This is a genomic window from Fusobacterium sp. IOR10, assembly GCF_010367435.1.
GTDB lineage: Bacteria > Fusobacteriota > Fusobacteriia > Fusobacteriales > Fusobacteriaceae > Fusobacterium_B.
Map to the genome: position 1 here is coordinate 1 of NZ_WJWY01000010.1, position 13506 is coordinate 13506.

The 13506-nt window shown below is 28.6% G+C and carries 12 protein-coding genes; 2 read left to right on the forward strand and 10 right to left on the reverse strand.

Translation table 11 applies throughout. The annotated features are described in order from the left end of the window. Positions 1-145: 145 nt before the first annotated feature. Both ade and GIL12_RS04050 read right to left on the reverse strand, forming a co-directional pair. A complete protein-coding gene (gene ade / locus GIL12_RS04045) occupies positions 146-1909 on the reverse strand; it encodes an adenine deaminase (protein ID WP_163469082.1) in 1764 nt (587 codons plus the stop codon). A gap of 12 nt (positions 1910-1921) precedes the next feature. Continuing rightward, entirely contained in the window at positions 1922-2893 is a 972-nt protein-coding gene (locus tag GIL12_RS04050; RefSeq protein WP_163469083.1) for a P1 family peptidase, read from the reverse strand. A gap of 470 nt (positions 2894-3363) precedes the next feature. On the opposite strand from GIL12_RS04050, the gene GIL12_RS04055 reads away from it, so the two are divergent. Continuing rightward, a complete protein-coding gene (locus GIL12_RS04055; RefSeq protein WP_163469084.1) occupies positions 3364-4425 on the forward strand; it encodes a branched-chain amino acid aminotransferase in 1062 nt (353 codons plus the stop codon). A gap of 97 nt (positions 4426-4522) precedes the next feature. On the opposite strand, the gene GIL12_RS04060 is transcribed toward GIL12_RS04055, so the two are convergent. From GIL12_RS04060 to trmFO, 6 genes are read right to left on the reverse strand one after another with little or no spacing between them, the layout of a single operon-like run. Then, positions 4523-5920 (reverse strand): NAD(P)/FAD-dependent oxidoreductase, encoded by a 1398-nt coding sequence (locus GIL12_RS04060; RefSeq protein WP_163469085.1) that lies wholly within the window; start codon positions 5918-5920, stop codon positions 4523-4525. A gap of 9 nt (positions 5921-5929) precedes the next feature. Continuing rightward, positions 5930-6415: a hypothetical protein gene (locus tag GIL12_RS04065; protein WP_239056058.1), complete on the reverse strand. Its 486-nt coding sequence runs from the start codon at positions 6413-6415 to the stop codon at positions 5930-5932. 11 nt (positions 6416-6426) lie between these two features. After that, positions 6427-7551: a ribosome biogenesis GTPase YqeH gene (gene yqeH, locus GIL12_RS04070; RefSeq protein ID WP_163469086.1), complete on the reverse strand. Its 1125-nt coding sequence runs from the start codon at positions 7549-7551 to the stop codon at positions 6427-6429. A 30-nt stretch (positions 7552-7581) separates the two neighbouring features. Beyond that, positions 7582-8115 (reverse strand): ATP-dependent protease subunit HslV, encoded by a 534-nt coding sequence (gene hslV / locus GIL12_RS04075; protein ID WP_163469087.1) that lies wholly within the window; start codon positions 8113-8115, stop codon positions 7582-7584. Positions 8116-8134: 19 nt separating this feature from the next. Next, positions 8135-9013 carry a tyrosine-type recombinase/integrase gene (locus tag GIL12_RS04080; protein ID WP_239056059.1) on the reverse strand — a complete coding sequence of 293 codons (879 nt, stop codon included), beginning with the start codon at positions 9011-9013 and terminating at the stop codon, positions 8135-8137. A 22-nt stretch (positions 9014-9035) separates the two neighbouring features. Next, positions 9036-10346 (reverse strand): methylenetetrahydrofolate--tRNA-(uracil(54)-C(5))-methyltransferase (FADH(2)-oxidizing) TrmFO, encoded by a 1311-nt coding sequence (gene trmFO, locus GIL12_RS04085; protein ID WP_163469088.1) that lies wholly within the window; start codon positions 10344-10346, stop codon positions 9036-9038. A gap of 223 nt (positions 10347-10569) precedes the next feature. Here trmFO and GIL12_RS04090 point away from each other — a divergent pair, with 223 nt between their 5' ends. Then, positions 10570-10983, forward strand: a complete 414-nt coding sequence (locus tag GIL12_RS04090) for a hypothetical protein (protein ID WP_163469089.1) — start codon at positions 10570-10572, stop codon at positions 10981-10983. Between the two features lie 43 nt (positions 10984-11026). On the opposite strand, the gene GIL12_RS04095 is transcribed toward GIL12_RS04090, so the two are convergent. After that, complete coding sequence (locus GIL12_RS04095; protein WP_163469090.1) at positions 11027-11935, reverse strand: DUF1385 domain-containing protein; 909 nt, start codon at positions 11933-11935, stop codon at positions 11027-11029. Further along, a complete protein-coding gene (locus tag GIL12_RS04100) occupies positions 11925-13463 on the reverse strand; it encodes a PP2C family protein-serine/threonine phosphatase (protein WP_163469091.1) in 1539 nt (512 codons plus the stop codon). The genes GIL12_RS04095 and GIL12_RS04100 overlap by 11 nt, the downstream gene beginning before the upstream one ends. Positions 13464-13506: the final 43 nt, after the last annotated feature.

The following is a 13506-nucleotide window of genomic DNA, read 5'->3' on the forward strand; positions in this document are numbered from 1 at the left end:
GCTAAAGATTTTACTGTTTCTCCTTTCAACCTTCTTTCATAAATTTCTATTTTTTGTTTATTTGTTAATTTGGACATAAGAAATGCACCCTCCATCTTATTTGTCTAAGATTTTGGGTGCACTACATAATGAGGCTTTTTTTTATTTAAAATTGTTCTATTATTTTTTTGTTAGATACATCAATTATACCAACATCACTTATTTTAACCTCAGGAATTACAATTAAAGCTAAGGAACTTGGCCTTGTTATAGGGCTATCGCATTCTAATCCCATGTCCTTAAGAAGTAAATTTATTCTTTCTATATTTTTTCCTGTATCATAGGCATTTTCATTTGATAACATCCCTGCAATTGGAAAATTAACCTCATCTTTTATTATTCCATTTTCTCCTATAACTACTCCACCACCAATTTCTTTTAATCTATTAGCTATAACTAGAGCATCCTTTGGATCCTTATATATTATTGTCATATTGTGAGAATCATGAGAATATGTAGTCCCAACTGCTCCTTTTCTCATTGTAAAATTTTCAACAATTCCCAGTGAAATATTACTATTTCCCTTATGTCTATTAATAATAGCCACAAAATTTAATTCTGTTGAAGATAAATCAACAAAATAATCCTTTACTGGAACTTGAAATTCCTTTAATCTTGTAAAAGTTCTCTTAGTATCCTCATAGTAAATACCCTTTATTTTAATAATCCCTTCCCTTTTAGGAGTTCTTATCTTTAATTGTTCTTCACTTATATTTGAAATATAAACTGTATTTCTTTTTTCTATTTCCAATTCTTTTTTTTCTATTAATTTTTTCATTTCTCCAAATTCAGAAACTAATTCTCCCCTATAAAAAGTTTTTTCAACATTAAAATCCTTTAAATTATCAAAAACAACCATATCTGCAAAATAACCAGGAGCCACTGCCCCTAACTTTTCTAGCCCAACCTCTTGAGCTGGGTTAATAGTTACTGCTCTTATTGCTTCAATTGGATCTAATCCAGCCTTTACAGCAATTTTCAAACAATTATTTATATGTCCATTTTCTATAATATCTTTAGGTTCCCTATCGTCTGTACAAAGGGTAAAATTTCTAGGAGATTTAAGACCCTTACTTAAAATATTTTCAACTATTGAAGTTATATTTTTTGACATTGAACTTTCCCTAGCATCAACAAACATTCCCTTTCTTATTTTTTCTATGCCTTTGAAACCATCCCTTGTTTCATGACAAGAAACTGGTCCTCCACATAAATAAGCTGATAGTTTTTCATCTGTCAGTCCTGGAGCATGACCTTGTAAAAATTTCCCCTTTTGGTAAGCAACATCTATTATATCTTCCATTCTTTCTTCACAATTAATAACTCCCAAAAAGTCCATAATTTCTCCAAGACCTAAAATTCTATCCTTATTTAACCATTTTTCAATATCCTTTGCCCCTACAACTGCCCCTGAATTTTCTAAATTTAAAACAGATGGAACACAGGAAGGAATTAAAAAATATTGATTCATAGGTAAATTTTCAGATGCTTGCAACATATAGTCTAGTCCTTCTTCCCCTAAAACATTAACTATCTCATGGGGATCTGCAATTACAGTAGTTGTACCTTTTGGAATTGCTATTTGAGCAAAATTATATGGAGTTAAATGAGTACTTTCTATATGCATATGAGAATCTATAAATCCTGGAGCTAAATATTTTCCCTTTAAATTTATTATTTTATCTGCTGGTTTATTTTTATCCTTTGAACACTGAACCACATCAACAATAAATTCTTTATAAATATATATGTTTGCTAAGTATATTTCCCCTGAAAAAACATTGATCAAATTTGCATTTTCTAATTTTAATGTGCTATTTAATAACCCAAGGGATGCTTTTATTAAATTTCTTCTTTCAATTTTATTCATAATACCTCCATTTTAGATTTTTCTCATTTCCTCTGCTGATTTTAAGTTATATGCTGATTTTGCTTTTAAAATTCCCCTATTTATTGCCTTTCCCATAACTTTAGTAGCTAACGCACCTACAACATCTAGATTAACTTCAACTTCCCCTGTTGTTAATGTGAAAATTGCATCTCCATCCACTGTTGTCTGAACAGGAGAAATTGCTTTAGCATAAGCATTGTGAGAAATTGAAGCTAACTTATTCATTTGTGCCTTTGTTAATTTAGCATTTGTTATAATACAACCTATTGTTGTATTTCCGCTAAAAGTATCCTTACTTAAATTTTCATATTGAGAATACATCTCTTCCTCTGTACTAATTAATTTGTTTTTTTCTTTATTTAATAAACCTGCTAAAATTTCATTTGTATCAATATCTATAACATCTCCAAAAGCATTTACCGCCACCACAGCTCCAACTTTTAATTCTCCAAGCTGAATAGCGTAAATTCCAAGGCCTCCCTTCATGGCATTTTCTATCCCATTAATTTTACCTATACTTGCCCCTGTTCCTGCTCCTACATTACCTTCTTTAATTTCCTCTTTTTCTGAATTTAAACAAGCTTCATAACCCATTTTTTTATCTGGTCTACATTTGGGATCTCCCACTATTAGATCAAAAAGTGATGAACCACAAACAATTGGAACAATTTCTCCTCTAACCTTAAAACCTTTTTTATTTTTTTCTAGGTATTCCATTATACCTGCTGCTGCATCTAGACCGTAGGCGCTTCCACCGCTTAAAAATATTCCATGTACTTTTTCAACAGTATTTTCTGACTTTAAAAGTTCTGTTTCTCTAGAAGCTGGGGCTCCTCCTCTAACATCTACCCCTGCAACTCCACCCTCTTGGCATAATATTACTGTACACCCAGTTGCTCCTTTTATATTTTGAGCATGCCCTATTTTTACTCCCTTTATTTCAGTTATTTTTATTTTTTTCAATGTTTTACCCCTTTACTAATTTTTATATAGAACTATTATACCCTATATTTTTTTTATATAAAAATTTTTATTGGCATTTTATTTCTTTTTTTTGCTTAACTTATTATTTTTAAATTCATTAAGAATTATTTGAAAAAATATTCCCCAAAAAAAATAAATTTTACTTGCTTTTTTCATTGATTTCATTTATACTTGTTTTTAATAAATAAAAATTTACGAGGAGGAACAAACATGCTATTACTTAACGTCATAATTTCTATATCAATAATAATACTTAGCGTCATAATAATATTTCTGATACATGCTTTTAAAAAAATTATGCCAAACAAGATAATAAATGTTTTTCCATCTTTATCAAATAATAGTATTTAAATTTTTATTTCCATTTAAATATTTTGATAATTTTATTAATCATTTACACAATCTTGTTTAAGATTGTGTTTTTTTTATTACTTTAAGGGGGCTTTATAATGGATATTAAACTTGAAAAATCTAAGAATTTGAAAACAAAACCAGATGAAAGTAATTTAGGATTTGGTAAATATTTTACTGACCATATGCTGACTATGAATTATACTACAGAAAAAGGATGGCATAATGCTCAAATAATGCCTTACGGTCCTTTAGTTTTAAGTCCTGCATCCTTTGTTCTTCACTATGCTCAAGAAGTTTTTGAGGGAATGAAAGCTTACAGAACTCCTAACAATGATATACAACTTTTCAGGCCTGAAATGAATGCTAGAAGATTACAAAGTTCTTGTGAAAGACTATGCATTCCTAAAATTCCTGAAGATGTTTTTTTAGAAACTATAAATTCTCTTTTAGATGTTGAAAAAGATTGGGTTCCTCATGTTGATGGAACATCTTTATATATTCGTCCTTTTATTTTCTCAACTGAGGAAACAGTTGGACTTCATACAGCTGGAAATTTCAAATTTGTTGTTATACTTTGTCCTGTTGGTAATTATTATCCTGAGGGAGTTAACCCTGTTAAAATATATGTTGAAGACACACTAGTACGTGCTTCAAAGGGTGGAACAGGATTTACAAAATGTGGTGGAAACTATGCTGCTAGTATGCTTGCTCAAGTTCAAGCTGAGGAAAAAGGATATACACAAGTACTTTGGCTAGATGGAGAAAAAAGAAAATATGTTGAAGAAGTAGGATCTATGAATGCATTGTTTAAAATAGATGGTAAAATTTATACTTCTCCAATTGATGGAACAGTACTTCCTGGAATAACTCGTGATTCTTGTCTTGCACTTTTTAAAAAGTGGGGATATGAAGTTGTTGAAGAACATTTCTCAATAGATTTTCTTATGGAAGCAGGAAGAACTGGAAGGTTAGAAGAAGCTTTTGGAACTGGAACTGCTGCAGTTATATCTCCTATAGGAGAACTTTTCTACAAGGGAGAAACTGTTATTATTAATGATTTTAAAACTGGTGAGGTTACTCAAAAACTTTATGATACTCTTACTGATATCCAATGGGGAAGAGCTAAAGACCCATTTAATTGGACAAAAAAACTATAATTTAGTTCACAACAGTTTCATATGAAACTGTTTGATCATACATCCTTAGCCCAATCTATCTAACCAATAGGTTGGGCTAACCCTTTTTATTATTAATTTAACTTAATTTCTTTACCATATCTCTTACAGATAAAATTCCCATTACTGCTGCTATATTAAGTCCACTTCCATACCCTGACCCATCCCCTGCAGCATATAGTCCTTTTATATTTGTCATCATATTTTCATCTAAAGTCATTCTAGTACTTCTAAACTTTATTTCTGGAAAATATAACAATAAATCTGAAGAAGCAAAACCTGGTGTTATTTTATCGTGAGCTTCAATAAATTCCATTACATTATCTAATATCCTTTTAGGACAAGCTAGAGAAATATCCCCAGCAACATAATCTGTAGTTGTTGGAACAATATTAAGCCTTTCTAATTTTTCATCTGTTGAACGTCTTCCTTCTTTTAAATCTCCATAAGATTGAAGTAATAATTTTCCTCCTGTGAGCATGGAAGACATTTTTGCAATAGCTTCTGCATATTCAAAGGGTTGATCAAATGGTTTTGTAAATGTTTTTGTACAAAGCAATGCTAAATTTGTATTTTTAGATTTTTTATTTTTATAAGCATGACCATTAGCTAGTACTATACTATCTGAATGTTTTTCTGCTGCTATAAATCCACTTGGATTACTACAAAAAGTTCTCATTCTATCCCTATATGTTTTTGTATAATAAATCATTTTAGCCTCATAAAAATTTTCATTAATCTCTTTCATTATAATATCTGGAATTTCAACTCTAACTCCAATATCAATAGCTCCATTAGTGCAGTTTACTCCATATTTATGACTTATTTCCATAACTTTATGAGCTCCACTTCTACCCATTGCAAGGAGAACATTATCAGAATAATATTCTTCCATTTTATTTTTATATAAGCATTTTGCTCCTTTTATTTTTCCATCTTCTATTATTAATTCCTCTATATCTCTTTCTGTTTTAAATTCAACTCCCTTTTCTAGAAGTTCGTCTATTAACTTTGTATATAATCTTCTTGAACCATCAGTTCCTAAATGCATTGTTGGAGTACCAACTAATTGAATTCTATTTTCTATACATTTTCTTTTTATTTCTTCCATAGCCGTGTTGTATTTTAACCCTGTAGCTTCTTCCATAAATCCAAATTTTTTATAAATATTAACAACATAATTAATTGTATCGTTAACAATGGTTTTACTCACTAATTTATGAACATCTCCACCAACTTTATAATCTAAATTGAACTTTGAATCTGAAAAAGCCCCTGCACCACTAACACCATAAATTATTGCACAAGTGGGACAATTTACACATTTACCCAATGTTTCTTTGGGGCATACTCTTTCCTTTAGCATTCTTCCTTTATCTATAACCAATACTTTTAATTTGGGATTTAATTTTACAGCTTCGTAAGCTCCAAAAACTCCTGCTTGTCCTCCACCTAAAAAAATTATATCATACTTCATTATGTCCTCCTATTGTTCACTCCAGTCTATTTTCTGTCTATACATATCCACAGGTAAATTAGGATGGATTTCTCCTGTTTGTCCACTGTAGTCATAGTTCCATCCTGCTAAACCATTGTTTTTCTTAAAATCGTTAGTGTCAAAAACCTTATTGTTTTTGCCTAGCTGATCAGTTCCCTCTGTATATTCTATTGAATTTTTATTATATATTTTAGCAAAGGAAATAATATTTCCATTTTTATCAGTGTAGTCTAGTATTCTTAAATTATTATTAGCTCCATCCCTAGTTAATTCAGGATATTTCCCTGAAATTTTATAATATTTATCAAGAGCCACCCTTAATTCTATTAACTTTTTCTGAGCCTTTTCAGCTTTTTCAGTATATTTAATGTCTTGAGATCCAGGTATGACAACATAAATAATTAAAAATAATATTCCTACAGCTATTAAAGATATCTGCATTAGCCAAGATTTTATTTTATTCTTATCTTCCATATATAATACCCCTATCTTTTTGGTTTTATAAATGCCTTTCTTATAACTATCTCACCTTTTTCAGGATAAGTTACTTCTAATTTTAAAGGGCCTCTTTTAACTGACAACCAAGCTAAACCTTTAAAGGCCATTTCTTCACCTGTTTCAATTTCAAATTCTTTCACAACTATTTTTTCTTTTTTTAACTCTTCAAAACAATTTTCACATGGTGGATAAAAAATATCACTTCTACTACTTTCCATTAATTCCTTTGCTTTTTCTAAATTAGTATCATGATAACTAACATTTTTTGAAGCATAAACTGAGAAAATAGGTTTCAATTCATTATCACCTATTATTCTTATTTTTACTAACCCTCCTATAAATATTACCCTGTCATTTCCTTCTTTATAAGTTTTTCTTGAAATTTCATTTGTAGGAACTATATCTAAATTACATTGTTCACAAACTAAATCTGAAAATCTTCCCTCTGGTATAAGACCTGGAGTATCTATTAAAGTAATATCAGCATTTCTTAATTTATTTCTAGAACTTTTTAAAGTAGTTCCTGGATATTTAGATTCAGTAGCTATTTTATGCCCAATAAGTCTATTTATTATACTTGATTTCCCTACATTTGTTACTCCTAGTACAGCAACCTTTACTCCCCTTGGATAAAAATGATTTATTTTTTTATATATTCCACTTATTCCATATGTATTTTTACTACTAACTATTGCAATGTCCAAAGGAGCTATTCCCTCTTCCCCTAATCTATATTTTGCCCAATCTGCAACTTCAGAAGGATGTTTTTCTCCAGGTATTAAATCAATCTTGTTTAATACTACAATTGAATCCTTTTCCCTTAATATATCTAATATTTCATCATCAAAGGATCCTTCAAAGTCAATAACATCAAAAACTGCTAAAACTAATTTCACATCTTTAATTGTTTCTTGAACTTCCTTTTTATAATCTTCCCTTGTCATTTCAACTGGAATATATTCCCCATAGTTTTTAATTTTAAAACATCTTTGACAATATAAATCCTTTCCCTTATTACTTTTATTTTCCAAAGCACTTTTAGGAAGGTACCCATTTTTATTCTTATCTTTACTTTGAAGCTCTATTCCACACCCAACACATTTTTTTGACATTACTCCTCCAATTATTAAAAATTATTTAATTTAAATTTTCTCTACAGATATATTTGAATTTGTATAAATACAAATTGATGACGCTATTTTCAAAGATTCTAATACTATTTTTTCTGGACTAAAATCAGTATTCTTTAAAAGGGCTACTCCAGCTGAATAGGCATAATTCCCTCCACTTCCTATTGCTATTATATCCTCATCAGGTTCAATTATATCACCATTTCCAGATAAAACTAAAATATCTTCCTCACTAGCTACAATTAACATAGCATCTAAAGTTCTTAAAGCTTTATCTTCTCTCCATTCATTTGCAAGCTCAACAGAAGCTTTTTTTACATTTCCATTATATAGTTCCAAATATTTTTCAAATTTTTCAGATAATGAAAAGGAATCTGCTGCTCCCCCTGCAAAACCTGTTAAAACATTATAATTTTTTATTTTTTTTATTTTTTTAGCCCTTGATTTAAAAACTGTATCTCCCAATGTTACCTGTCCATCTCCACCTATTGCAACTTCTTTTCCTCTTTTAGCTACAATTATTGTAGTTGCTCTCATTTGTTCCATATTAAATATTCCTCCACTTTCAATTAATATTTAAATTTTTAAGTACTGTTGGTTTCTTTATTAATTCTTGATATATTTTTGTAGTTTCTAAATTTCTATGTCCCATAAGTTCCTTTAAATAATTTATATTCATCCCGTGAGACAACATATATGCACCAAATGTATGTCTAAATATGAAAGGGTTTACTTCTTTTTTTATTCCCGCTTTTTTCCCATATCTAACTAATAATCTCCTTAGAGATCTATCACTTAGTCTTGTTCCTGCCCCATTAACAAAAATTATATTTTTTGTATATTTCTCATTATATTTTAATTTTTTAGCCTCTATATATAATTCTAAATATTTTTTTGCTGTTTCACTAAAGAAAACTACCCTGATTCTTTTTCCATTTTTTACAACAGCCTCTCGTTTTTCTAAATCTATCCCTCCTTCACTTAACATTATTAATTCCATTGGAGTTATTCCAGAAGAAAACAAAAATTCTAGTATTAATCTATCTCTAATCCCATTACATTTTGATGTATCAATTATCTCTCTTAGTTTTTTTATTTCATCCATTGATAAAATCTCTGGAATTTCAACTTGAAAACTAGGGGCCACTATTAGTTCTGCTAAACTTTTATCAATTATATTATTATCTTTTAAATATCTAAAAAATACTCTAATTGAAGATATTTTTCTACTCATACTTCTCTTTGATATTCTATTTTTTTGCAGTCTTACTATAAATCCTCTCAAATCAACTGAATTTATATCTTTAAAATTTTCAATCATATTATCTTTTAAATATTCTTCCAACTGCTCTAAATCTTTTTTCAAGGATTTTATTGTGTTTTCACTTTTATTTTCCGTGAATTCTGAATAAAATAAAAAATTCTTTATGATTTTTTGAAACACAATTTTCCCTCCATTTTACTTTTTAATTTATTTCTTTAATTTTTTCATCTAGATATTCCAATGCTATCTTGGCAACCTTATGATATCTTTCTCTTTTATCTCTGATTCTTTTTCCTTCTAGATCTCTTATTATACCAAAATTAGGCCCCATTGGTTGGAAATTCTTCTTTTCCTCAGTTATATATTTTATAATTGAACCTATACCAGTTAAATCCTCTAGTATAAATTCTTCTTTTCCCATAATTTTATTATATATATTAATCCCAGCCATTAAACCTGTGGCCATTGCACAAACATAACCTTCTCCCCCTGTTATTTGTCCTGCAAAATAAATATTTTCATTATTTTTTAAATTTAAACTCCCTTTTAATAATTTAGTAGAATCAATAAATGTATTTCTATGCATTACACCATATCTCACAAATTCTGCATTTTCTAAACCTGGAATCATTGAGAAAACTCTTTTTTGTTCCCCCCATTTTAAATTAGTTTGAAATCCAACTAAATTATATAATCTTCCCTCTTTATCATCTTGTCTAAGTTGAACCACTGCATGATCCCTAGAATTTGTTCTTGGATTAGTCAACCCCTTTGGTTTTAAAGGTCCATATAATAAAGTCCTTATTCCCCTAGTTGCTATTCTTTCAACTGGCATACAACCTTCAAATAATTTTTCCTCTTCAAATTTTTTAAGTGGAGCTCTTTCTGCATTGATTAAATTTTCATAAAATTTATTATATTCTTCTTCATTCATGGGACAGTTTATATACTCTCCATCTCCTTTGTCATAACGAGATTGAAAATATACTTTATCTAAATTTATTGATGCTAATGTTACAATTGGAGCTGCTGCGTCATAAAAATATAACTGTTCCCCATGAGTTAATTCTTTTATATTTTCTGATAAAGCTTCTGAAGTTAAGGGCCCACTGGCAACTAAAACTATTTTATCCTTAGGAATTTCCTTTAATTCTTCATTTATTATTTCTATATTTTCATGATGCTTTAATATGTTAGTTATTTTTTCAGAAAAAAGATTTCTATCAACTGCTAGAGCTTGTCCTGCAGGGACTTTAAATTCATCAGCTATTCTCGTGTTAAGTGAACCTAAACGTCTCAATTCCTCCTTCATAAGCCCTGAGGCATTTCCTAAATGATCTCCCCCTAAAGAATTGCTACAAACTAGTTCTGAAAAATATTCTGTTTTATGGGCCTCTGTACTAATTTTTGGTCTCATTTCATATAACTTAACTTTTATTCCTCTTTCTGCAAGTTGATATGCTGCTTCACTACCTGCTAAACCAGCACCTATAACAATTACTTCCTTTCTCATTTACATCTTTCTCCTCTATAATATTTATTTTTGTTTTTACAAATAATTATACTACATTTTATATATAATTTCCATATTATCGGAAATTATTTAAATGAAAGCTCTCCTGTGATTTATTTAATTATATTGATTTTAATCATTAACTATGGTATAATTACTAACATTTCATATGTCAATTAATTTATAATTATTGTATATATTTTTATTTTAAAGAGGTGAAAAATTGGAAGTTATTAGTAAAAATAAACCTAAGGGAAAAGAATTTGCAGTTATAAAAGCAAAAAGAAAACAAACTAAAATTTTAGAAGAGAAAGCAATTAAACAAAGAACTGAAAATAAAAGAGTTAACTCTGAAAAAAGAAAATTCAAAAATCTTGAAAATGAATATCAAGATAAATGCAGAGCTATTGAAATTGTTGGTTTTAGAAGAGGAATGCTCCTTATTAAAATTGGAGACAAGGTTGAAAAAAGAGCTTTACTTTATGATGATCGTAAAGTAAATAAAAGAAATCTTGAAAAAGAAATCCTTAACTTCTTCATTAAGCTTTTTGGAGATGATTTTCCCATTAGAAAACTTAAAAACTTTAAAGAAAAAAGAGAAGAACTTGTTTTTTCCTTTGAAGAATTATTCAACTAAAGAAAAAAAGACTAAAGATTATACTTTAGTCTTTTTTATTATACTAAAAAACTTCCCTTGCGTTTGTTACTTCCTTATCTAAAGCTACTTTTAATGCAACTATTGCAACTTCCAATTGTTTTTCATCTGGTTCTTTTGTTGTTAATTTTTGAAGATATAAACCTGGAAGAGCTAATGATTTTATAATTTTATTGTCCAAATGATTACTTGTAAATCTTTGGAATTCATATGATAATCCTGCTATTAAAGGCATTAAGAAAACTCTTAACAAAACTTTAAGAGATATTTTCCCTATAAATGTTGTTGGTATTGGCAATAAATAGTCTATACTACTGAAAACTATTATTGCAATTAACATTACTGTTAATAAAAAACTAGTTCCACATCTTGGATGTAGTGTTGTAAATTCCTTAGCATTTTCTGGAGTCAATTCTAACTCATTTTCGTAAGTATAAATTGTTTTATGCTCTGCTCCATGATACTCAAACACTCTTTTTACATCCTTAGAAAATGAAATTATCCATACATATAATAAAAAGAATACTAATCTTAAAACTCCTTCAAGTATATTTGAATAACCTCTACTTGATTTAAAAACAAAACTTCCTAACAAAGACGGTAAAACTATAAATAATAATATACCTAGTCCTAAGGATACAATAGTTGTCAGTATTGCATCTCTATTTGTCATTTGTTCTTCTTCATTTTCTTCACTTTCATTAGCTGAAAATGTTAATTCCTTAATTCCAGTTACAAGGGAATCAAATAAAACTACAACTCCTCTAATAAAAGGAATTTTAGCTAATTTTTTTCTATTTTCTGAAAAATGAGTTTTTTTATAAACTATTTCCCCACTTGTTTTTCGAACTGCTGTTGCAAGCAAGGAACCATTTCTCATCATAACACCTTCTATAACAGCTTGCCCCCCTACATTAGAACATTTATTTTTCATCTATCTCCCCTTTATTTTCTTCTGTATTCTTTATTACTACAAAAGTTATGTCATCAACCTGTTGATAACCTTTACAAAATATTTCAATTTCATTTAATATATTTTTCTTTATAACTTCAACATCATTATTTTTATTGTTATAGACAACTTCTTTCAACCTATCAAATCCAAATAATTCTTTGTTAGGATTCTCTGCCTCTGTTATACCATCTGTATAATAAATAACTATATCTCCCTTATCTAATTTTAATTCCCCTTGTCTATAATTGTATTCAGATAAAAATCCTATAGCTACTCCCTTTACTGTTATAAACTCAACTTTATCCTTTTTAGCCTTGTATACAATAAGAGGTGTATGTCCAGCATTTGAATAAGTTAATATTTTTGTTCTATAGTTGAAGTTTGTATGCATCATTGTTATAAACATATCCTCTGTTATATCTGGATAAATGATGCTGTTTAATTTTTTCATATTTTTAGATGGATTTATATGTTGAATTTCTAAAGTTTTCAATATGGATCTTCCCAAGGCCATTAAAAATGCTGCTGGAACACCTTTCCCACTAACATCTGCAATTGTTATTGAAAAATTCTCTTCATCTAAAACATTATAATCATAATAGTCTCCTCCAACTTCCTTTGCAGGATTGAAATAATTTGCTATTCTAAGACCATATATTTCTTTGATATTTTTAGGTATTATTTTTTGTTGAATTCTAGCTGCAACTTCTAATTCTTGAGAAATTCTTTCTTTAATTCTTAAATCTGCATAAATTTTAGCATTATTAATAGCTATTGCAACTTGAATAGTTAAAGCTGAAATTGTTTCTTCATCACTATCTGTAAACTTGTTTTTATCCTCTATTATAAAAATAACACCAAATTCTTTTCCTTTAACTAAAAGGGGAGAAGTTATTACAATTTCATCCTTTTCCAAAGCAAATCCTTTTTTCAAATCCTCATATATTTTTTTATAATCTTGATATGTAAATTTATTTAATATATCCTCTGAATAAGAAATTTCACCTTTAAAATTAATACTACCTCTTATTTGTTTGTTGGTTAATTTTCCATTTTCCCATAGATATAAGGAAACTTTCTTTGCCCCTGTTAGTACAAAATAAGCATCTAAAATTATATTTATAATATGCTCTAATTCTATTATTGAAAGCACTGTTCTTGATAGGGCATTTATATTGGAAAGATTTGTTACTCTTGTTTCTAGTATTTGATTACTATATTCTAATTTTTTAGATTTTTCAAACAAAGAATTATATGTAACTTCCAATTCTTTTCTATATTCCCTAAGCTCTTCTAGGGAATTATCCAACTCTAAGTCTTGCTTGATAATTTTCTTCAAAGTTTCTATGTACTGTTCCTTTAATTCTTGTGGTATTTTTTCATAGAATTTTTTATCTTTTAAACTTTTTAAAATTTTTTCAATTGTAATAATACTTTCCTTCTCTTGATTTTTCAAAAGAAAAATAAATATCCCAATTAAAATTAATATAGTTAAGTATATTGCCATTAAAGCCCTCCAAATTCAATTTTATAACCTTAGAGTATATTAT